General features: G+C 66.9%; 18 protein-coding genes. 8 read left to right on the top strand and 10 right to left on the bottom strand.

From position 1 onward, the window contains the following. The first annotated feature begins 97 nt into the window (after nucleotides 1-97). Entirely contained in the window at nucleotides 98-1825 is a 1728-nt protein-coding gene (locus tag J8I82_RS06040) for a tannase/feruloyl esterase family alpha/beta hydrolase (protein ID WP_431831525.1), read from the top strand. A 60-nt stretch (nucleotides 1826-1885) separates the two neighbouring features. Here the strand turns inward: J8I82_RS06040 and J8I82_RS06035 are convergent, their stop codons facing one another. Next, on the bottom strand, nucleotides 1886-2509 hold the full coding sequence (locus tag J8I82_RS06035; protein WP_209755334.1) for an FMN-binding negative transcriptional regulator: 624 nt from the start codon (nucleotides 2507-2509) through the stop codon (nucleotides 1886-1888). A gap of 86 nt (nucleotides 2510-2595) precedes the next feature. On the opposite strand from J8I82_RS06035, the gene pdxR reads away from it, so the two are divergent. Further along, entirely contained in the window at nucleotides 2596-4080 is a 1485-nt protein-coding gene (pdxR, locus tag J8I82_RS06030; RefSeq protein WP_209755332.1) for a MocR-like pyridoxine biosynthesis transcription factor PdxR, read from the top strand. Between the two features lie 108 nt (nucleotides 4081-4188). Further along, entirely contained in the window at nucleotides 4189-4905 is a 717-nt protein-coding gene (locus tag J8I82_RS06025) for a DUF899 family protein (RefSeq protein ID WP_209755329.1), read from the top strand. A 73-nt stretch (nucleotides 4906-4978) separates the two neighbouring features. Here J8I82_RS06025 and J8I82_RS06020 read toward each other — a convergent pair whose 3' ends face one another. Next, on the bottom strand, nucleotides 4979-5929 hold the full coding sequence (locus J8I82_RS06020; RefSeq protein WP_245179494.1) for a Bug family tripartite tricarboxylate transporter substrate binding protein: 951 nt from the start codon (nucleotides 5927-5929) through the stop codon (nucleotides 4979-4981). A 181-nt stretch (nucleotides 5930-6110) separates the two neighbouring features. Beyond that, on the bottom strand, nucleotides 6111-6743 hold the full coding sequence (locus J8I82_RS06015; protein ID WP_284182968.1) for a TVP38/TMEM64 family protein: 633 nt from the start codon (nucleotides 6741-6743) through the stop codon (nucleotides 6111-6113). 396 nt (nucleotides 6744-7139) lie between these two features. On the opposite strand from J8I82_RS06015, the gene J8I82_RS06010 reads away from it, so the two are divergent. Further along, nucleotides 7140-7604 carry a RidA family protein gene (locus J8I82_RS06010; RefSeq protein ID WP_209755586.1) on the top strand — a complete coding sequence of 155 codons (465 nt, stop codon included), beginning with the start codon at nucleotides 7140-7142 and terminating at the stop codon, nucleotides 7602-7604. Nucleotides 7605-7619: 15 nt separating this feature from the next. Here the strand turns inward: J8I82_RS06010 and J8I82_RS06005 are convergent, their stop codons facing one another. After that, the gene (locus tag J8I82_RS06005; protein ID WP_209755323.1) at nucleotides 7620-8531 is read right to left on the bottom strand and encodes a LysR family transcriptional regulator; all 912 of its coding nucleotides are present in this window, start codon (nucleotides 8529-8531) and stop codon (nucleotides 7620-7622) included. Nucleotides 8532-8816: 285 nt separating this feature from the next. Here J8I82_RS06005 and J8I82_RS06000 point away from each other — a divergent pair, with 285 nt between their 5' ends. Then, nucleotides 8817-9527: an SDR family NAD(P)-dependent oxidoreductase gene (locus tag J8I82_RS06000; protein WP_209755321.1), complete on the top strand. Its 711-nt coding sequence runs from the start codon at nucleotides 8817-8819 to the stop codon at nucleotides 9525-9527. Nucleotides 9528-9602: 75 nt separating this feature from the next. On the opposite strand, the gene J8I82_RS05995 is transcribed toward J8I82_RS06000, so the two are convergent. The 5 genes from J8I82_RS05995 to J8I82_RS05975 form a co-directional block, all read right to left on the bottom strand. After that, complete coding sequence (locus J8I82_RS05995; protein ID WP_209755319.1) at nucleotides 9603-10841, bottom strand: polysaccharide pyruvyl transferase family protein; 1239 nt, start codon at nucleotides 10839-10841, stop codon at nucleotides 9603-9605. 4 nt (nucleotides 10842-10845) lie between these two features. Next, a complete protein-coding gene (locus J8I82_RS05990; protein WP_209755317.1) occupies nucleotides 10846-14274 on the bottom strand; it encodes an adenylate/guanylate cyclase domain-containing protein in 3429 nt (1142 codons plus the stop codon). 105 nt (nucleotides 14275-14379) lie between these two features. Continuing rightward, entirely contained in the window at nucleotides 14380-14964 is a 585-nt protein-coding gene (locus J8I82_RS05985) for a hydrolase (protein WP_209755583.1), read from the bottom strand. A gap of 32 nt (nucleotides 14965-14996) precedes the next feature. After that, nucleotides 14997-16394, bottom strand: coding sequence for a hypothetical protein (locus J8I82_RS05980; protein WP_209755314.1), 1398 nt, complete (start codon nucleotides 16392-16394; stop codon nucleotides 14997-14999). Between the two features lie 298 nt (nucleotides 16395-16692). Continuing rightward, complete coding sequence (locus tag J8I82_RS05975; RefSeq protein ID WP_209755312.1) at nucleotides 16693-17658, bottom strand: LysR family transcriptional regulator; 966 nt, start codon at nucleotides 17656-17658, stop codon at nucleotides 16693-16695. 145 nt (nucleotides 17659-17803) lie between these two features. Between J8I82_RS05975 and J8I82_RS05970 the strand changes: the two genes are divergently transcribed. Genes J8I82_RS05970 through J8I82_RS05960 form a run of 3 tightly spaced genes read left to right on the top strand, consistent with a single transcriptional unit; the run spans nucleotide 17804 to nucleotide 20807 of the window. Next, nucleotides 17804-18778, top strand: a complete 975-nt coding sequence (locus J8I82_RS05970) for a Bug family tripartite tricarboxylate transporter substrate binding protein (RefSeq protein WP_209755310.1) — start codon at nucleotides 17804-17806, stop codon at nucleotides 18776-18778. A gap of 17 nt (nucleotides 18779-18795) precedes the next feature. After that, complete coding sequence (locus J8I82_RS05965; RefSeq protein ID WP_209755307.1) at nucleotides 18796-20007, top strand: CaiB/BaiF CoA transferase family protein; 1212 nt, start codon at nucleotides 18796-18798, stop codon at nucleotides 20005-20007. A gap of 29 nt (nucleotides 20008-20036) precedes the next feature. Further along, nucleotides 20037-20807, top strand: a complete 771-nt coding sequence (locus J8I82_RS05960) for an enoyl-CoA hydratase/isomerase family protein (protein ID WP_209755305.1) — start codon at nucleotides 20037-20039, stop codon at nucleotides 20805-20807. 40 nt (nucleotides 20808-20847) lie between these two features. Here J8I82_RS05960 and J8I82_RS05955 read toward each other — a convergent pair whose 3' ends face one another. Beyond that, a complete protein-coding gene (locus tag J8I82_RS05955) occupies nucleotides 20848-21747 on the bottom strand; it encodes a LysR substrate-binding domain-containing protein (protein ID WP_245179468.1) in 900 nt (299 codons plus the stop codon). Nucleotides 21748-21906 lie beyond the last annotated feature (159 nt).

The raw sequence follows: 21906 nt of genomic DNA, 5'->3' as shown, positions 1-21906 counted from the left end.
AATGCAGACGCAGGCACCGAGGATAGCCCGCCGGGCCGGTCCCGGCGGCGCTATCCCGTCCCAAGAGACACCGTGGAGAAGACAAATGTCAACCGACATGCAAAGCAGAGTTTTGCCAGTGACCTTCAAACTGGCACCCGTCCTTGTTGCGGCCGCGGCCGGCCTTGTGCTGAGTGCATGCGGCGGCGGAGATGACGACGACAATCACCCGCCGGTAAAGACGCCGGTATCGTGCCAGAACTTGCCGGGCAAGACTGTCGCCGCGAGCAGCATCGGCCTGCCGACCAAGGGCGCAACCGTTGCCGATGCAGAGATGGTGCCGGCTACCGGCGGCGGCCAGCTTGGCACTGGCGCATATTGCAAGGTGACCGGGACGATCGCGCCCGTCGATCCGACGGCGCCATCCATCCGTTTCGAGGTTGACATGCCGGCCAGCTGGAACCAGAAGGTGGTGATGTTCGGCGGCGGCGGCTATGACGGCACCATCCCCAACACGGCAGGCAACGTGCCGGCCGGCCCGACCGACCAGCCCTCGCCGCTGGCGCGCGGCTATGCCACCTTCGCCAGCGATTCCGGCCACCAGGCGGGCTCGCTCGGCAGCCGCGACGGCTCGTTCGGCACCAATGACGAGGCGCTGCGCAACTACGCCAGCGACGCGCTGAAGAAGACGCGCGACGTCGCGATCGCGCTGATCCAGATGCACTACCAGGCCGATGGCCCGAAGAAGGCCTACTTTGCCGGCGGATCGACCGGTGGGCGCGAGGCGCTGGCAGTGGTGCAGCGCTGGCCGCAGGACTGGGACGGCGCGATCGTGCTCTATCCCGCCTGGAATGCCGCCAGCCTTGACCTGCAGTTCGGCCGCATCACCCGCGCGCTGGCCGCGCCGGGGGCCTACCCGAACCAGCCCAAGCGCAAGGTGCTGTACGACGCCGCCATTGCCGCGTGCGACGACCTGGATGGTGTCAAGGACGGCCTGATCAGCAACGTGGCTGCCTGCAATGCCGGCTTCGACCCGTCCACTGCCATGCTCAACGGCCAGCCGGTCCGCTGCGCCAACGGTGCCGACACCGGCGACACCTGCCTGTCCGACGCGCAGATCAGCGCGCTGAACGTGTACAACTCGCAGATCGTGTTCGGCTATGCGCTGGGCAGCGGCGAGACACAGTATCCGGGCTTCAACGTCTGGGGCGCCGACCTCGGCATGACTGGCAACGCGTCCGTCCAGCCGACAGTCATTGCGCTGGCGCTCAACCTCGATGCCCCGGTCAATCCGATGCCGGCTACCGCACCGTACCTGAGCGTGTTCTGGGACCAGTGGGTGCGCTACTTTGTCACGCGCGATCCGACCTTCAACTCGCTGACGCTCGACCCGCAGAACCCTGGGCCGTGGCAGGACCGCATCAGCCAGCTTGCCGGGCTGCAGGACATCAACAAGACCGACCTGTCCGCGTTCATGAACAAGGGCGGCAAGATCCTGATGGCGCACGGCAAGTCCGACGTGCTGGTCAGCACGCGGGCGACGCAGGACTACTTCACGCGGGTACAGGGCGCGATGGGCGCGGGCAATGTCAGCAACTTCATGCGCTACTACGAAATCCCGGGCTACGGCCACTCGGTGAGCTCCGTGTTCAACGCTTCGTGGGACTCGCTGACGGCGCTGGAGAAGTGGGTCGAGCAGGGCACCGCGCCGGCTTCGCTGACGGTGACCGACACGGTCGGCGTGCCGGGCCGCACGCGGCCGCTGTGCGAATACCCGAGCTGGCCGAAGTACAACGGCGCCGGCGATGTGAACCTGGCATCGAGCTTTACCTGCGCGACGCAGTAATGCGAAGGCAGGTGTAAGAGAAAGGGGCGAGCCCGCACGGCTCGCCTTTTTATGCTTGCCTTACCCGGCCCGACGCATGGATTGCGCGAGTTTTCCGTGTCCCCGCGCTTCGAGCGATTCCGCGGCACCCAGCCGGTCGCGCGCTTCCCGGTTCTGGCTCAGCTTGACCTTGCCCTGCAGCGAAGTGACGGCGATCTCGATGCCGACGATATTGCGCAGCATGCTGTCGATGAATTCGGGCGCGGAATCGCCCATCTTCCACGGCCGGGATTCGTCCGCTTCGTGCCGGCGCGTCAGGCGTGCGACGATGCGCCGGACGAAGCGTTCGTCATCATGCACGGTCAGCGTGCCGTGCGCATGTACCACCTCGTAGTTCCAGGTCGGCACCTGGCGGTGCGTCTCATGCTTGCTCGGGTACCAGTTTGGCGAGATGTAGGCCTCGGCGCCGCGAAAGACGACCATGACCGGCGTGCCGGCCGGGCAACGCTGCCAGACCGGGTTGGCGCGCGCCACGTGGGCGCAGAGCACGCCGTGTGGTCCCGCGTCGGCGTCGAACTCGAACGGAATGTGGTCGGCGTCCAGCGTGCCGTTTGCCTGGCTGACCAGCATGCCGAGCGGGTGCGCGCGGATGATGCGCGCAAGTTCTTCGGAGCGGGTTTCGGCGAAGTGAGCGGGGATGTACATGGGAATGGGGCGAAAGGGGGCTTGGCGTCGTAGATACTGTCGCCTGTAACTGGCACAATCGGAAGGTCCAGTTTCCAGGATTCTTTATGGGCCAGTTTCGGCCGCCGGGCGGCACGCGACCGGGCGCGACCGGCGCGGGGCGCCGCATCTACGACCTGCTGCGTGCTCAGATCGCGGACGGCTCTCTGCCGCCTGGCGCGCCGGCACCGTCCACGCGGGCGCTGGCGGCGGAGCTGGCCGTTTCCCGCACCACGGTCACCGCCGCCTACGAGCAGCTGGCGGCCGAAGGCTTTCTCGTCACGTCGGCGGGGCGCGCGGCGCGGGTTGCCAGCGCGCTGGCGGCGCCGGCGCTTCCCGCTTCGGCCGGGACGCCGCGCCTTGCTTCCCATTTGCCGCTGTCCCGGTTTGGACGCCGGCTGGCAGACATCGGCATGCCGGCGCTCCCCGACGCGGAACCGCTGCGTTTCGATTTCCGCTATGGCGCGGTGGCGTCCCGGGATTTCCCCACGCTGGCATGGCGGCGCGCCTACCAGGCCGAACTGCTGCGCCAGCAGGACGGCCTCTACTATGCGGCGCCGGAAGGCGATCCTGCGCTGCGCCGCGCTCTCCAGGGCTATCTGCGACGGGCTCGCGGGCTTGCCTGCGAGCCTGGGCAGATCGTGGTGGTGAATGGCTCGCAACAGGCCATCGACCTGTGCGCGCGGCTGCTGCTCGATGCCGGCGATGCCTTCGCCTTTGAAGATCCCGGCTACCTGATGGCCCGGTGCTGCTTCGCGGCGACCGGCGCCACGTGCCTGCCCACGCCCGTGGACGAACACGGCCTGGATACCGCCAGCCTGCCGCAGGACGAGCGTGTCCGCCTGGCATACGTGACGCCATCGCACCAGTTCCCGCTGGGCGGGGTGCTGCCCGTCGGCCGGCGCATGGAATTGCTGCAATGGGCACGGCGCCACGATGCCTGGATCGTCGAAGACGACTACGACGGCGAGTTCCGTTATGGCCAGCGCCCGATCGACACGCTGCAGTCGATCGACACCGACGCCCGCGTGATCTACGTTGGCACCCTCTCCAAGGCCCTGTCGCCACAGCTGCGGCTCGGTTACATGGTGCTTCCTGCCGAACTGGTGCCGGTGTTCCGGCAGGCCAAGCGGCTGGCCGACCGCCATGCGCCGGTGCTGGAGCAGCGCGTGCTGGCCGCGCTGATCGAGAGCGGCGCCTACGAACGCCATGTGCGGCGCATGCGCCGGGAGAACGAGCGCCGCCGTGCGGCGTTGCTGGATGGCATTGCCCGCTTCCTTCCGGCGGATGCGCAGGTCAGCGGCACGGCGGCCGGCCTCCATGTGGTGCTGTGGCTGCCGTCGTTGCGCCCGCGGGACGAAGCGGCGCTGGCGGCTGCCGCGCGGAAGAAGGAGGTGGGCATTTATCCGTTATCGCCGCTGTTTGCCATGCCGCGGTCGCAGGTCCGCACGCGACCGCCGGGACTGGTGCTGGGTTATGCGAGCCTGACGACCGCGCAGATCCTGCAAGGCATGCGCATCCTGGGCACGATCATTGCGGCGATGGCCACGTGAATCCCGCGGCACCGGCGGCGCACTGGTGGTGAGTTCTCCCGAACGGGCAAAGCGCGAACCGATCCGGGCGTTTGCTGACTAACTGGCAGCAAACCGCAGGAGACGGGCATGTCGCACATCACTTATCCCAACGAAAGCGCCGAATACCGCAAGGCCCGCAACGCGCTGGTTGACGAGGAAATTGCGTTGCGCAGGCATATCGAGGCTGTCGCAGCGCAGCGCCGCGCGCTGCCGCCGGGCGGCGAAGTGCCGCAGGACTACGTGTTCGAGCGGATCGGCCCGAACGGCATGCCCGAACAGGTCGCAATGTCCGGCCTGTTCGGCCCGCATCGCACCCTGATCCTGTACAGCTTCATGTACGGCCCGGACCGCGACACGCCGTGCCCGATGTGCACGTTGTTGCTCGACTCCGTCAACGGCGCGGCCAGGCATGTCGGCCAGCGCGCCGCGCTCTATATCGTCGCCAAGTCGCCGATCGCGCGGCTGGTCGCGTGGGCGCGCGAACGGGGATGGGCGCATCTTCAGTTCCTCTCGACCGCAGGCAACAGCTTCGACGCCGACTATTTCGGAGACTCGACGAAACTGCCGGCGGAGATTCGGGCGTTGCGCGGCGGCAAGCCCGGCGAGGAATGGGACGATACCGCGTTCAACGTATTTCGTCTCGACAATGGCAAGGTCCGCCATTTCTGGGGCAGCGATCTTACCTGGGCGCCATCGGAACCTGGCATCGACCACCGCTCCGGCGATGCTGTCAGTGCGCTCTGGGGCCTGCTCGACATGACGCCCGAGGGGCGTGAGCAGTTCATGCCGAAGCTGGCCTATTAGCGCCCCACGCGCGAAGCGTTCTTCGTCCGCCGATGCCTGATGGTGCAGGCCATGGCGATGGCCTGCGCAGCCATCACTTCTCCTGCATCCTGGCCGCCTTGACGATCTCGCCCAGTCGCTTCCGTTCCGCGCTGACGAACTTCACAAAGTCCGCGCGGGTGCCGCCGATGGGTTCGATGCCCACGGCCTTGAGCTTTGCCGAGGCATCCGGATCTTTCATGGCCTTGTCGACGGCCGCGGCGACCTTGTCGAGGATGGCGTTGGGCGTTCCCTTCGGCGCGTGGATACCGGCCCAGTGGGCGATCTGCAAGTCCGGAAAGCCTTGCTCGACGGCGGTTGAGAGCTGGGGGTAGGCCGATATGCGTTGCGTCCACGTGGTCGCCAGTGCCTTGAACTTGCCTTCGTGCAGGATATGCGGGAGCGCGATGATACTGGCCTCGGACGTGCCTTCCACCTGTCCGCCCAGCACTGCCGTGGTGCTCTCCGACCCGCTCTTGTACGGCACCGGCTGCAGCTTCGCGCCGTACTTTACGTTGAGGATCTCGGCGACGAAGTGGGGCGTGCTGCCAGTCCCCGCGGTGGCGAAGTTGAAGCCGTTCCCTTTCTTCGAGGCCTCGACAAAGTCGCGCAGGTCCTTGTAGGGCGCGTTCTTCGGCACGACGATCACTGATGGCGCGAGGCCTATCATGGCGACGGGCACCAGGTCGTCGTCCTTGAACGGGATCGACTTCTTGATCATGCTGTTGGAAATGACACCGGCGGCGCTGATCAGGAAGGTGTAGCCATCGGGCTTGCTCTTGGCCACCATGTCCGCGCCGACGGTGCCACCGGCGCCCGGCCGGTTCTCAACCAGTACGGTCTGGCCCAGTTCCTTGGAAGCGCCCTCGGCCGCGGCGCGCGCCATCAGGTCATTGGCGCCGCCCGCTGCGAAAGGCACGACAAAGCGGATGGGTTTGTTCGGCCATTGCCCTTGTGCACAGGCCGGCGTAGCGGCGATCAGGCTTGCCGTGGCCAGCAGGCCCAAGGCGAATCGATATTTCGTGGTCAAGGCGTGTCTCCGTGTGTGGGTCAGGGAATCGGCTCGTCAGCGTACGTCTTTTGTGCCGGTAATCCTATCGTCACCCGGGGACTGTCCGCAACGACCCGTAGACCTGACCCGACCCAACCCAACGGGAACGCCCCTTCAGACCGCGCAACAGGCGGCCTCAGCGCCTGCGCAGGCCACCAGACTTGTGCTTCCTGGCCGTACGCAGCGCCAGGCCCGCGAGCACCGCGACGATCGCCAGGATGCCGACGGCGATGAGGAAGGGCAGGGGCCGGTCGACTGCCAGGCTCTCGCCCGCGACGACGATGCCGATCGCATAGCCCGCTTCGGCGATGCCGATAGCCCCCAGGAACTTCGGAAAGGGGTAGCGCATCGTGCCGAAGAGATAGCCGGGAATTTCCGACGGCACCGCGATGCAGAACAACAGCACTGCCCAGAATTTCATGCGCTGCGACACGTAGTCCTGGTACTTCGCCAGCTTGTCCGCGTAACCGCTGCGGGCAAGAAATGGGTAGGCGAGCCGGCCGATGCCATAGGCAGCAACAGCGCCCAGCACCCAGCCACCCCAGAGCAGAAGGACTGTGAGGGGCTTGCCCCATACTGCGCTGGCCGGCGGCACCAGGACCACGCTCGAGGCGAAGGCGAGCATGGCGGATACGGCCGAGAACAGGAAGAAGACCAGGGCGCCCGCCCCGGGGTGCTGTTCTATCGTCGCCTGGGCCCAGTCGATGGCCTGGTCGGCGAAGTCCTTGAAGGGCGGCGACAGGACGACCAATGCGACCAGCACCGCCACGGTGCCGACTGCAGCCCAGAACCAGAGGGTGCGCCGATTGGCAGACAATTTGCTTAGCATACAAAAATTAGAACCGCGGGCATGGCCGAAGTTTCGATGCGGCCGAGACATTGGCAGTTGCAGGCCACCGGACCCGTTCGGCCCCTTCGTTAGCGAAGCGGCCGAACGGGCCCGGCTGCGCTCGAACAAGTCCATGAAACCTGACGTGCCCGGGCAGGGCCGGCGGACTTGTTCCGTGACGTTTCTATTCCTGTTCCCGCCAGTGCCTGTATTTCCAGCCAACGCGCACCTAAAGTGAGCCTGAAAGGAGGAGGCCGAAGACTGCTGCCGCCACCGAGGCCAGCCGTGCGGCACCCCTGCCCGTTGACAGCACCCCCGACCTGACTGGAATACATGATGTCCGTACATGAACGACTTGCGGCGCGCGGCCTCGTGCTGCCGCGCCCCCCGCAACCGCTGGGAAGCTATACCGCCGTCAGCCAGGCGGGGGACCTGCTCTTCATCTCCGGCCAGTTGCCGTTGCAGGACGGCAAGGTAGCCTGGCAAGGCCAGATCGGCAAGGACTTGACGGTCGAGCAGGGCAAGCTTGCCGCCGAACTCGCGGCGCTCAACGTGCTGGCGCAGATCGATGCCTACCTGGGTGGCTTCGAGCGCCTGGACCATATCGTTCGCGTCGACGGCCATATTGCCGGTGCGCCGGGCTGGTTCGACCAGCCGGCGGTCCTCGACGGCGCTTCCGACCTGTTCCGCGACGTGCTGGGAGACAAGGCCGGCCATGCACGGACCATTGCCTCGCACTTCCAGCAGCCCGCCAATGCAGCGGTGATCCTCGTGGTCATCGCGCAGGTCAAGCCTGCATGAGCGCGGCGCGCCCGTCTATGCGGAAAATTTCTCGACCAGGAAATCGACGAAGACCCGCACGCGGCGCGTCACGTGCCGGGCCGATGGGTAAAGCAGCACGAAGGGACGCGTGCTGCCGCTGAATTCCTGCAACACTTCCACCAGCGTGCCGTCGCGCAGGTCCTGTTCCACGACGAAGCGGTAGGTCTGGAACAGGCCCGCCCCGGCGCGCACCAGCGTGGCCCCGCCAAGGATGTCTTCGGTCGCCGCATAGCCGCCGGTGGTGGCGATATCGGTGTCTTCGCCATTGATGCGAAAGGTCCAGGGAATGCGCCGGCCGCTGCTGGGGCGTTCGAACTGGATGCATTCATGCCTGAGCAGGTCTTCCAGTGACCTGGGCGTGCCGGCGCGCTGCAGGTAGGCGGGCGTGGCCACGACCACCAGCTCGGCATCTTCCAGCTTGCGCGCGATCAGGTTCGAGTCGTCCGGTGCGCGGCCGCGCACCGACAGGTCATAGGTGTCGTCCGCGAAATCGACGTTGCGGTTACTGATATGCACGTCGACCTCGACTTCCGGGTATTGCGCCCGGAACGCCGGCAGGATCGGCAGCACGCGGTAGTGGGCATAAGGCGTCGGCAAGCTGATCCGCAGCCGGCCCGCGGGCGCCGCGCGCTGGCCGCTGATTTGCCGCTCCGCGTCCAGCAGCTGCGCCAGTGCGCCCCGGCTTTGCTCGAAATACAGCCGTCCTTCGTCGGTCAGGCGGATCTGCCGCGTGGTGCGCACGAACAGGCGTACCCCCAGCCGTTCCTCCAGCCGCTGCACGGTACGGCTGACCGCTGGCGGCGTCACGCCGGCCGCGACCGCGGCGGCGGTAAAGCTGCCCAGCTCGGCAGCCAGGCAGAACAGCTCGATGCTGCCGAGCTGGAGGTCATCGAATTGCCTTTTCATCGGATCGGATCAGGCGGTGCATGGGGGGGCGGGAAGCGGTGTCGCCATCATATGTGGGCCTTTGCCAGAAGTCGATGGCGGCAATCTACCGGGCGGAAAAGCGGCCGGGAGTCGACGTCTCGCCGATTCGGCACGGTGTTCCCGGCGCCATTTGTTCCGCGCGTGCATAACTGTTTGTTCCGTGGAGGTCTTCGAATCGCGGGACGGTTCTCCTAGATTTGAGCCCATCGGAGCCGTCGGCCCGATCGGCCCGAAAGCCGAGTCAACAGACATCGAGGTTACAAAATGAGTGCAGCACAGAAGGTTGTCGTCATCACCGGCGCATCGCAAGGCATCGGCGCGGAACTGGTCAAGGCATTCCGCGAACGCGGCCACCGCGTGGTCGCCACGGCCCGCAGCATCAAGCCGTCCGACGACCAGGATATCCTGACGGTCGCCGGCGATATCGCCGATCCGTCCACCGCGCGCCGCGTCATCGCGGAGGCCGTGGCTAAGTTCGGCCGCGTGGATACGCTGGTCAACAACGCCGGAATCTTCGTTGCCAAGCCGTTCACCAGCTATACCGACGAGGACTATGCCGACGTCACAGGTATCAACCTGACGGGCTTCTTCCATATCACGCAGCTGGCCATTGCCGAAATGGAGAAGCAGCGCAGCGGCCATGTGGTCAGCATCACGACCAGCCTGGTTGACCATGCGATCAGCGGCGTGCCGTCGGTGCTGGCCTCGCTGACCAAGGGCGGGCTGAACGCGGCGACGAAATCGCTGGCGATCGAGTATGCGAAGTCCGGCATCCGCGCCAACGCGGTGTCGCCCGGCATCATCAAGTCGCCGATGCATGCGCCGGAAACGCATGAGGCGCTGGGCGCGCTGCATCCGGTGGGGCATATGGGGGAAATGCGCGATATCGCCGATGCCGTGCTGTATCTTGACGGTGCGCCGTTCGTGACGGGAGAGATCCTGCATGTCGACGGCGGCCAGAGCGCCGGGCACTGAGCCTGCTGCCCGCAAGGGTCGACGGCGCGATGGGGCAACTGCCCTGTCGCGCCGTTTTGCGTTGGGCCGGCCCTGTCAGCACCCCTGAACCAGCCTGAATGCCGCCCGGCATGCGGCGGCCCATTCGCGTGCCAGGTCCCTGCGCTGTGCGGACGGGATTGCCAACACCGTGTCCATGCCCGCGGCAAGCGTCTCTACGGGGACGGCCGCTGGCGCGCCGGCCGCGCCCCAGGCCGCGGCGAACGCAACCTGCTTGCTGGCTCCCGGCAATTGCGCGGGCCGCAGCAGGCCCAGCCTCGGCAGGGCAAAGGCGCCCGCGACAATGGCGCCGTGCAGGCTGCTGCCGATGAAGCCCTGGCTGTGCGCGATCAACGCGCAGATGTCCCACAGGTCGAGCGAGCCAAAGATCGCGACGGGCGCGCCGCGCAAGCGCGCGGCAAGGCGTTGGTAGCAAGCCAGGTCGTCATGCCATGGCGCGGCACCGGCGCGGAACAGCACCACGCCCAGGTGCCTGTCGCGGGCGACGCATTCGAGTTGGGAGGCCAGTTGCGACAGCGTTGCGTCGTCGCCAAAATCGGCGCTGCACTGCACCGCCAGGTATCCGCCCGGGAAAGCCGGCCCGATGCGCGCGCATTCGCCGTGGCCGGCGCGCCGGCGGATGCGATCGCCGAACAGCTCGGCCACCAGCACCGCCGGATCCGGCTCCAGGCGGCAATCGATGCCGTTTGCGGCGAGCACGGATCGGGTTTGCCGGTCTCTTACGCCGACGCTGGTAGCGGCGCCGAGCTTGGCCACCACCTCGGCCCGCATGCCGGGCTCGACCGATCCAAGATCAATGCCGCCGGCTGCGTGGACAATCACGCGCCTGAGGTTGGCAAACAGGCTGGCGGGCAACAGGTAGGGAACAAGGTCCGGCACGCCCAGTTGCTGCCGCGCCCATGCCGTGCGCTCGCGCGGCCGGCTATCGAGCCGCGCTACCACTGCACCGGCCTGCGCGGGAGGCAGCAGCATCACGGCGGCTTCCCACGGCGAGCACGTCAGGATCTCGCCGCCCACGTGGATGACGTCGACGGCGGCGTCGCCCACGGTGGCGGTCAGTCGCGCCAGCGCGTGGACCCGATGGCCGCCAAGGCGCCTCAGGTCGCGCTCGGCAAGGCCTGCGTAACAGAGCCTGTCACCGGGGCCGCGCTGGCCGACCATGCGCCGCACCACATGCGCGAGCAGCAGGTCGCCGAAGTTGTGGCGGTCGAAGGCGCCCAACAGGATCGTGAAGGTCGCGGCGCCTGCCTGCTCCCGCAATCGGGACGTTTGCATGGCATCAACGATACGCAGACATGGCCTGCAAGTCCGTGCTGTCGAAGCCTTCCGTCAAGCCGTTCCGGATGCCCGCCAGCAACTGGATGGCGGCTTGCTCCTTCCCTTGCTGTCGCCATAGCTGCGCCAGATCCAGGGCGGCGCGCAATTCCAGCGACCTGGCATGCTGGTGGCGAGCCACTTCGATCGCCTTGTGGAAGCACGCTTCCGCTTCCGCCTCGCCTTCAGGCCGCTCCCCGGCAGCGGAACGTTGCCGTGCCAATACGCCGTTGAGACGGTGCCATTCCGCCTCGCAATAGTGCTCCCCGGTCTGATCCACCGCGGATTTCGCCACTGCAAGCGCGTCCAGCCCCGCCTGCCATTGTCCCTGGCGTCCGTAGGCGTGTGCCAGCAGGCACTGGAAATGCGAATTCCCCAGCACTGCACCCGTCGCGTGATAGGCGTCCAGCCCTTCATGCATCAGCGCGATGCCTGCCTGTTGCTGCCCCTGTTCCGCCAGCGCCCAGCCGCGAAGGATGGTCGTCCATGCGCGCCAGAGCGGGAAACCCTGCTCGGTCGACAGCGTGATGGTGGCGTCGGCGTATTCCTGCGTGAGTTCGGGCTCGCGGCGGAACTGGTGCAGTTCCGCGGCCTGGCACAGGGCATGCGCCAGGCTGAAGGGATGGGATAGCTGCCGCGCCAGCGCCAGGCCGTCCTGCGCGCACTGGATGCCCTGGTCCGGGTAGCCAAGCGCCCAGAGCACAAGCGCTGACATCGACAGGGCGCGCACTTCGGGATCCACGCCATGGACATTCAGATGGGTGAGATGCGGTCCTGCGCCATAGAGTGCGAGGGCATCGCCCAGATGGGTTCGCGCGATGCCGAACCTTCCCAGGTAATACGCGGTCATCCCGAGCGCGACATGCGCTTCTCCCGACAGCTCCGGATCGTTCGTGTGCCCGGCCAGCCGCAGCAGCTGCTTGCCCAGCCGGTAAGCCTTCGCATGTTCCGCACGCAGCGAAAAATAGGTACGCAGCCCGACCAGCGTCGGGAACAGCTGCGGCGTGTCGCCGCCCTGGCCGCACAGGGCAAGCGCGCGGCTGTAGGTGGTCTCGACCTCGGCTGCGGCAAAGCCCCGGGCGGCGGTCAGCGCCGGCCCGATGGCCAGCCGCAGCGCGAGCTCCTGGTGTGCGCGTTCCGGCGTATCCGGCTGGCGGGCGAGCAATTCCAGCGCGGCATTCAGGTGGCTGATCGCCTCGTGGTAGGCCGAGCGCTGGACCGCCTGCTGTCCGGTGTACTGCAGGTATTCCACTGCTTTCGGGTCATTGCCGCTGAGGCTGTAGTGCCGGGCCAGTTCGCCGTAGTGGTCCTTCAGCTGGTTCTGGAACAGCGCCTCGATCGCCTGGGCCGTGCGCTGGTGCAGCGCGGTGCGCTGCTCCGTGAGCAGGCTGTTGCCGGCCACTTCCTGGGTCAGCGCGTGCTTGAAGGTGTATTCGGTGTCGGGGAACGCCGGCCGTTCGTAGATGAATTCCCCGGCCTCCAGCTGGGCTAGCAGCGGGCGCAACTGCTCATCGGGTTGCGCGACCACCCGCTGGATCAGGCTGAGCGAAAACTCTTTGCCGATCACGGCGAGGGTTTGCAGCAAGTCCTTCTCGGCACGGGACAGCCGGTCGATGCGGGCGGCAAGCACCCCCTGTACCGTCGTCGGGATATGCAGCGCCGTGGGTGTCTTCTCGATGCGGTAGTGGCCGGGCTCGCCAAGCAGCGCCTTCTCCTCGCACAAGGTCTGCACCACTTCTTCCATGAAGAAGGGGTTGCCCTCGGTCTTCGCCAGGATCAGGCGCTTGAGGTCCGCCAGCGCCGGATCGTCGCCAAGCAGCGCGGTGAGCAGTTGCCCGGCTTCCGCAAGGCCCAGCGGGTCGAGCCGCAGCGGCGTGTAGCAGTCCATGTGGCTCCAGCCATGCTGGTATTCGGGCCGGTAGTTCAGCAACAGCAGGATCCTGGCGTCGGCAAGCCGGTCGACGAGAACATCCAGGAAGGCTTCGGTCTCGCTGTCCAGCCATTGCAGGTCCTCGAACAACAGCACCAGCGGCTGGTTGCGGCTCTCGCGCGCCAGCAGGCTGGTGATTGCCTCGAACGTGCGCTGGCGCCGGATCAGCGGATCCATGTTCGGCAACGCCGAGCCGGGCTCGCTGATGCCGAGCAGGTGTAACAGGTACGGCAGCACGTCTTCCAGTCCCCGGTCGAGCATCACCACGCGGCCCGCTACCTTTTCGCGGGCCTTTCGTTCGTCATCGTGGGTTTCGATCTGGAAATAGTTCTTCACCAGCTCGATCAGCGGGAGGTAGGCAAAGGCCTTGCCATGGGACACCGAGAACGTCTCCAGCTTCAGGCAGCTGCCGGGCGAACGCGCCTTGAATTCATGGAACAGCCGCGACTTGCCGACCCCGGCCTCGCCGACCACCGCAACGATCTGCCCGTGTCCCGCCGCGGACCGCTGCAGCGCCTGCTGCAGCGTCTCCAGTTCCCGGTCGCGCCCGACGAAGCACGCCAGGCCCCGATGCGCCGCCACCTGCAAGCGCGTACGCAGCGGCCCGATGCCGGTCAGCTCGTAGACGGCCAGCGGCATGGGAATGCCCTTGACCTGCGCAACGCCCAGCGGCTTGAAGGCGAAATAGCCTTCGGCAAGCCGTTGTGTCGATTCGCTGACGAAGATCGACGAGAGCGCCGCCATGGTCTCCATCCGCGACGCGATGTGGATGGTGTGGCCGACCGGATCGTAGTCGGTGTGCAGATCGTCCTTGCGGATCGAGCGCACCACCACTTCGCCGGTGTGGATGCCGACCCGGATCTGCAGCGAGATGCCTTGCTCCAGCCTGAGCCGGTCGCTGTGCCGCTGCATTGCCTTCTGCATGCGCAGCGCGGCGTAGAGCGCACGCTGTGGGTGGTCTTCGTGGGCGATCGGTGCGCCGAACAGCGCCAGGATGCCGTCGCCCAGTGACTTGGCAACGTAGCCCTCGTAGTAGTGCACCGCCTCCATCATCAGGTCGATCACCGGCGTGATCAGCCGGTGGGCGTCCTCGGGGTCAAGGTCGTGGATCAGGGCGGTCGACCCGGCCATGTCAGCGAACAGGACGGTGATGGTCTTGCGCTCGCCGGCGGGCTCGCCGCGAGCTTCCAGCGCTGCCTGCTCGCTGCGGATGCGCTCTGCCAGGTGGGGCGGCGTATAAGACACGGGCGAGACCGCAGAGCCCGGCATTCCGGGCATGCCGGTCGCGCCGGGCGCAGCGGACGCCACGTCGCCGCAAGGTTCGCCGCATGCACTGCAGAAGCGCGCCGCCGGCGCCAGGGCATGGCCGCAGCGGCGGCATTGGCGGGCGAGGGGGCTGCCGCACTGCTGGCAAAAGTTGGCGCCCGCGGGGTTATCGCATCCGCACTTTGTGCACTGCGCCATGGGGCCTCCTTGGGGACGCTTCCTTCATAGGATTAGTGCCCAAAGCCGTCCATCGCAAGAGGCGTCGCCAGGAGGCGTTGCCGTCGGCCGCAACCGGCGGCCAGGTCAGGTCGGCAGCGCGGCGATGACTTCGTCGGTGGTCCGCAGGCGGCCGATCCGGGGGAAGGTGTATTTCAGCGTATTGGCGTGCGCTTCCGCGGACGGCGAGCCCATCGCGTCGGTCACGAATACCTGGTCATAGCCTCGTTCGAAGGCGTCGCGGGCGGTCGACTCCACCCCAATGTTGGTGGAAATTCCGGCCAGCACGAGGCTGCGGATGCCCCGGCGGCGCAACTGCAGGTCCAGGTCGGTGCCATAGAAGGCTCCCCACTGGCGCTTCATGACACGCAGGTCGGTCGGCTGGGCGTCCAGCTCGGCAACCAGGGTCGACCAGTCGGGGCCGCGGCGGCCCGCGGGAATGGGTGTGTCGAGCGCAGGCGCAAGCGCATCCTTGCCGTCGGGGGCATTGCCAACGGTGACAAGCACGACGGGTGCCTGCACGCGGCGGAATGCCGCCGCGAGTTGCCGCGCCCTGGCGACGATCTCACTGCCCGGCTGCGGCTGCACGTCCATGGCGACGATGCCGTATTGCAGGTCGATCAGGACGAGCGCCGCCGTTGCAGGATCGAGTTTCAGCTCAGCGGAGGCCATATCGTGCTTCAGCAAGTCAATGCGTTACTGCGTTATGCGATGTCTTCCAGGTTGTCCTGTTGCGAGCGGATATCCTCCGGACTGAACACGATATACCCGAGCGCCTTCAGCAGCTGCACCGCTTCCAGCTCGGCATCGAGGTAAACCGGCCGGTCCGGTCGACGCATGCGCGGAACGGGCTGCCATAGCGGCAGCGCGCTGGCATGAAAGACCGCCGCGCCCGGGGCATCCGGTTGCCGCGCGGTCACGATGCGGCAATGCTCCACGCTGGGCCGCCATGCCACGTCGACGGCGACATTGAAACGCGCCGCGCACAGCCGCAAGCGCTTCATCGCCTGCAGCCAGCCAATGAAGGCGTCGCGCTCCGATGGCGCGTAGCCCTTCAGCAGCGTATTGAGCTGGTCGTGGGCAGCCGGGTTGGCCGAGGCCGGGTCGTCGTCAAGCAAGGCAAGCTCCAGCGCGACCTGCTGGCACTTGTCCTGGTCGTAGATCGTGCACTGGCAGTCAAGCACGCCTTCCTGCAGCAGCTCGCACAGCAGTGCCCACACCCGCGGGTTCTTGTCGAGCCGGCCTTCGAGCGTGGGATCGATCTGGCAAAGGATGTCAGGCAGGGGGCGTTCGCCGTCCGCCTGCACGGCATGCGCGAACGCCATCGCGTTGTCCGAGGGCGCGTCGCCGCGTGCCAGCCGCTGCAAGGCGGCTTCCTTCAGTTCGTGGATCTCCGCGACGGTATCGACGGCATGCTTCCAGGCAAACGCTTCCAGCCCGCCCGCCAGCTTGCGCGCGGGCCTGGCAAGCTGGCCTGCCAGGGTCTGGATAAAGCCGGTGCAGATGCTGCAGTGACACTCCAGCCGGCCGGCGTGCAGGAAGCCGGCATACAGGCGCTCCCGATGCCCGCAATGGGGGCATTCCACCGAGAAGCCACCCTGCCGTGCCGCGCGTTGCGACGCGAGCAGTCCGTCGACCTGGTAGTGCGCCTGGCCATCGCAGCATGGACAGATCCATTCCAGCTTGTGCGCACCGTCGCGGGGCGCGACCGCGCGGTCGAACTGGCGCTCGATCGCGCTGCGCGGAATGCCTTGCGAACGTCCGAGCACGTCAGCGGAATAGCGCCAGTAGCAATACGAGTGGGCGGCAGCGGCCGCTTCCGGGCCAAGGCGCTGCAGGGCGGGGATGAGGTGCGTGCTGCGCCGGATCTCGTCGGCCTTCGCGTCGACCAGCGCGGCGCCGCCGGGCATCACAGCCTCGAGCGCGGCACGGCTCTGCGCGAGGAAGTCCGGCACGTGGACGTGCCGGATGAAGTCCTCGTTCTCGAGCCAGAACATATGTCCGGGCAGGGATTCAAGTGCATCCACGCCGGCCCTGACTTCCGACATGCCGGGACAGGCGAGAAACGTGAAGGGCTTGCTGAACAGGAAAGCATCGGCCATGTTTTGTCAACGGAATATCCCGCTCACGGCCGGTACGGCACCGCGTGCGATGGTTTCACCCCGTGATTCCAGTCAGGCCGATCGCGCGGACAGCGCATGCTTGTCGCATCAGCCCGCATTTGGGGAATTTCCCCTTGTTATTGTTCAGTCTTGTTCGGCTATGTCTTGTTCCGCACAGTTTGCCGTGTCGGTTAGGACAGGATAGGCGACGGTGATGGCTCCCCGCAATGGCGATCAAGCGACGCTTTCACGATGAGAAATGCGCGGCGAGATCATGGCCCGAACGGGGCAGGTTTGCTCAGGCGCCCGACGTGTGGACTGAACGCGCTGGCCAGGCACCGTTGTCGACCAGCCCCGCGGTGATGTCCACCAGTTGCGTCCACACCGTGCTCGCGGCGAGCGAAACCGGCATCGTCGCCGACCGGCAGATCCAGACCTGCCGGCTCATGGCCGGCTGCACGATGCGTGCGCATGACACCTGCCCGGCGCGCCATTCCTCTTGCACTGCCGCGTGTGACAGGATGGTGAAGCCGACATCCGCCGCGGCCAGCGCGATCAGTTCCGGGATCGCGTTGACCTCGGCGATCACGTTCAGCGCGGTCCGGTGCATGGCGCTGTGGTGGTCGATCAGGCTGCGCAAGCCGTGCAGGCCTGCGGGCAAGACCAGCGGGAAGCCGGGCAGCTCGGCGAATGTCACCACCATCGCCTGCGCGATGCGGCCTTCGCCGAAGCCCGAGAGCAGGCCCGGCGCGGCAACCAGCAGCAAGTCTTCCTCCAGCAGCACCTCGCTGCGCAGCCCCGGCTCCGGCGCGGCGCCGAAGGTCATGCCGATATCGATATGGCCGGTGAGCAGGTTCTGCGGGATATAGCCCGTGCTCTGCTCGATGATCTGCAAGTCGATCCCGGGCCAGCGTGCGACCACCTGCCGCACCAGCGGCACCGTCACCAGCTTGGCCAGCGACTGGGGCAGGCCGACCGCCACCCGTCCCTGCGGCGCTTTCACCGCGGTGCGGATGTCTTCGCAGGCCACGTCGACACGGCGCAGGATGTCGGACGCATGCGCCAGCAGCATGTTGCCGGCGGCGGTGGGCGTGACGCCGCGGGGCGTGCGCTCGAACAGCGCGGTACCCAGCTCTTCTTCCAGGTTCTTAATCTGCAGGCTCAGCGCCGGCTGCGCGATGTGGATGCGCTCGGCGGCCCGCGAGATGGAACCGGCGGAAGCGACAGCCATGAAGGCACGCAGGGCGCGCAGGTCCATTGCCATGGGTTGGATTCCGGAAATAGCGGGGGGCGTCCCCGGGGTATCGTGAAATCTTATATCAGGCATCCAGTATCTGTCTTGGACTTATGGCTGGCGCGCTGCCATGATCGGCTCACGAATTCGCTCATATCCGCTCAGGAGACACCGGATGAATCCAAGACGACGCACTTTGCTGCTGGGCGCCGCCGCTGCCGCGCTGGCACGGCCTGCCCTTGCCAGCGACTGGCCCAGCCGGCCGATCCGGCTGGTGGTGCCCTTCGCCGCGGGCGGGCCCACCGATTTCATCGCCCGGCTGCTGGCGACGCCGCTGTCCCAGGCGCTGGGCCAGCCCGTGGTGATCGAGAACCGCCCCGGCGCCAGCGGCAACCTTGGCGCGCAGAATGTGCTGGATGGCGAGGCCGATGGCTACACGCTGCTGCACAACACCGTGGGCATGCAGGCGGTCAATCCGCTGATGTACCCGCAGGCCCGTTTCCAGCCTGCGCGCGACTTCGTCCCCATCGCGACCACGGCCGCGATGCCCAATGTGCTGGTGGTGCATCCGGCCAGACTGCCGGTGAAGTCGCTCGCCGACCTGGTCCGGCTTGGCAAGAACAGCGCGAACGGGCTCACCTATGCCACGTTTGGCGCCGGCACCTCGCCGCATATCTACGGGGCGCTGCTGCAGAAGGCCGCCGGCTTCCGCGCGGTGGCGGTGCCGTACAAGGGCAGCTCACCCGCGCTGACCGACGTGATGGCGGGGCAGGTGGATTTCGTCTTCGACTCATTTACCACCTGCATCGGCCAGATCCAGGGCGGCAAGCTGCGCCCGCTGGCAATCACTGCCTCGCAGCGCTCGCCGCTGCTGCCCGACGTGCCGACGCTGAAAGAGGCCGGCTACCCCGACGTGGACCTGAAATACTGGTTCTCGCTGCAGGCACCGGCGCAGACGCCCAAGGCAGTGGTCGAACGGCTGCGCGCCGCGGCCGCCAGCGCAGTCAACGATCCCGGCTACATCGCGGCCCTGCGCGCGCGCGGCGCCGAGCCGATGGCCACCCGGCCCGCCGAGCTGGTCGCCTTCGTGCGCAATGACGCGCAGCGCTGGACCTCCGTGGCCCGCGGCCTCGGCATCCGGCCTGAATGACACCGGAGGACCTGACAATGCAACCACTGAAAGGCATTCGCGTGCTGGACCTGAGCAAGGTCCTGGCCGGGCCGCTTTGCGGCCAGTATCTCGGCGAGCTGGGTGCCGATGTCATCAAGGTAGAACCCCCGGGCCAGGGCGACGACACCCGCGCCTGGCTGCCGCAGGAGGCGGGCCAGTCGGCGGTGTTCCTGTCCGTCAACCACAACAAGCGCAGCATCGCGGTCGACCTGAAGACCAGTGCCGGGCAGCAGGTCGTGCAGCGCCTCGCGGCGCAGGCGGATGTCGTGCTGCAGGGCTTCGGCGGCGGCACCGCGGCCAGGCTTGGCGTGGACTACGACACGCTGCATGCGCTCAACCCGCGGCTCATCTACTGCGAGATCTCGGGCTACGGCCGCGATGGTCCGCTCGGGCAGGAGCCGGGCTACGACGTCATGCTGCAGGCCTTCAGCGGCATGATCAGCACCATGGGCGAGCCCGGCGGCAGCTTTGCACGGGCGAGCTTCTCGCCGGTCGACCTGGGCACCGGCATGCATGCTTTCAGCGGCATCCTGGCCGCGCTGATCGAGCGCCAGTCGACCGGCAAAGGCGTCTACCTTGAAGTGGCGCTGATGGAAACGGCGCTCGGCTTCATGGGCTATATGGCGCAAAACTACTGGCGCACGGGGCAGGTGCCGCAGAAAATGGGAACGGCCCATCCGTCGATGTCGCCATACCAGGCCTTCGAGGCCGCCGATGGCCCGCTGATGCTCGGCGTCGGCAACGACGCGCAGTGGCGGCGCTTTTGTGCCGTGGCAGGACTCGACCAGTGGGTGGACCATCCGGACTTTGCCACCAACGCCAGCCGGGTCAGGCACTTCACGCGCACGGTGGCACTGGTGCAGGACCGCATCGGCAGGGATACGACAGCCTTCTGGCTGGACCGGTTGCGCCAGGCCGGCGTGCCATGCTCGCCGATCCAGACGCTGGACCAGGCGTTGGCCCATCCGCAGGTGCAGGCGCGGCAACTGATCGTCGAGTCCGACCACCCGGTGCTGGGGATGGTCAGCAACGTCGGGCTGCCGGTACGCTTCCGGCAAGGGCCGCGTGCGGCGCACCGGCCCGCGCCGCTGCTGGGCGAACATAGCGGTGAAATCCTGCATGAAGCAGGCTTCTCGGCCGAACAAGTCCGTCGCCTCGCCGACGATGGCACGATCGGCATCGGCGTGGCGCAAGCCCGCGCCGCCTGAATCGGCTGTTCACTCTCACCAACTTCACCATGTCACTCGTCACCTACACCGTAAGCGACCACGTCGCCGAAATCCTGCTGGACAACGCCCCCGTCAATGCCCTGACCATCCCGATGGTCGATGCCTTGATCCAGGCATTGCAGCGCGCCGCCGCTGACGATTCCGCGCGTGCCGTCATCATCGCCAGCAAGGCGCCGGGCCGCTTCTGCGCCGGGCTCGATATCAGCGCGCTGCAGGGCGCCTGCGCGGCCGACATCCATGCGTTGCTCGACAAGCTCTATGTGCGGCTGAGCGATGCGCAATACCAGCTGGGCAAGCCCTCGATCGCGGCGGTGGCCGGCGCGGCGCGGGGGGGCGGCATGACCGTGGCCATATCCTGCGACCTGATCGTTGCCGCAGGGAGCGCGAGCTTCGGCTATCCGGAGATCGATGTCGGCATGCTGCCCGCCATTCACTTCACCCATCTGCCGCGCATTGTCGGCCGGCATGTTGCGTTCGACCTGCTGTTCACGGGGCGCACTTTCGATGCCGCCGAGGCGCAGGCGCTGCACCTGGTCAACCGCCTGGTGCCCGACGACGAGGTCCTGGCCGAGGCGCGCCGCCTGGCAAGGACGCTCGCGTCGAAGTCACGCTCGGCGATGACGATCGGCCGCGCGGCGTTCCACCGTGCCGCGGACAGCGATTACCGCCGCGGGGTCTCGTACGCCGTGGATACGTTCTGCCAGGTGGCCGCGACCGACGACGCAAAGGAGGGGATTGCGGCGTTCGTGGAAAAGCGTCGGCCACAGTGGCGGGAATAGACCGGGCATTTCAAAGGCGGCAACGCCGCGGAACGGGCAGCTACGCGCTCTCCGATGCCTGTTCCTGCAGCCACTCCCTGAACACCTGCAGCGCTTGCAGCGCCGCGGACTCTTCCGGATAGACCAGGTAATAGCCCTTGGCATAGCGCCATTTGCGGCGCGACAGGCGCCTCAGCCGCCCCAGTGCCACCATGTCGTCCGCCATATACGGCGGCAGCAGCGCCACGCCCATGCCGGCTACGGCAGCATTCAGCGCCATCGACATGATTTCATAGCGGGGGCCTTCCCGGCCGGCTTCGCCGGCGATGCCATCCAGCCGGAACCATTCGTCCCATGCGTCGGGCAAGGTCTGATGGTGGATCAGGGACGCGCGGGGCGTATCGGCGTCGACCGCCTTCCCGTTGCTGGCGATCCACGCCGGCGCGGCATAGGGCGAAAGCATCAGCGGCAATACAAACTCGTTGTGCAGGCCCGCGCGCTGGCCATCGCCGAATTCCAGGGATGCGTCGACAGCCGTGGTGCGGAAATCGACAGGGCCCACGCGCGTGCCGAGGTTGAGCGTGATTTCGCCATGCGCGCGTGTAAAGGCGGGCAAACGCGGAATCAGCCAATACGTGCCCACCGAGGCCCCGACCGACAACGAAAGCGCACCCCCCCGGCCCTTGAGCGCCATCACGCTGGCAGTGGCACGCTCGAGCTTCTGCAGCAGCGGCCCGATCTCTCCCAGGTAGTAGCGCCCGGCATCCGTCAGGACCAGCGCTTCGCGCGTGCGCGTAAAGAGCCTCACGCCGAGCCGGTCTTCCAGCGTCTGGATCTGCCGGCTCACGGCTCCCTGCGTCAGCTGCAGCTCCTTCGCGGCTGCCGTGAAGGAATGCAGGCGCGCACTGGCTTCCAGGCACAGCAACGACATCGTCGATGGGGCGCGTACGTGAAGGTTCATGAGAAAAGCGGGGGCAAGCCCGTGATGAAGGCTCAGGATACAGGGGAATTACCTGCCCGGTCATGAGGATTCCTCATGCCAGCCGCAGTAAATGTGGTTTGTCCAACCCCGACACCCCTTCTACCATCCGGCTGAACACACCCAGTGATTCCAACGAGG

It is taken from the genome of Cupriavidus consociatus (assembly GCF_017814975.1).
Classification (GTDB): Bacteria; Pseudomonadota; Gammaproteobacteria; order Burkholderiales; family Burkholderiaceae; genus Cupriavidus; species Cupriavidus consociatus.
Note: the sequence above shows the minus strand (reverse complement) of the source record. Positions and strands in the feature narration are given on the sequence as shown.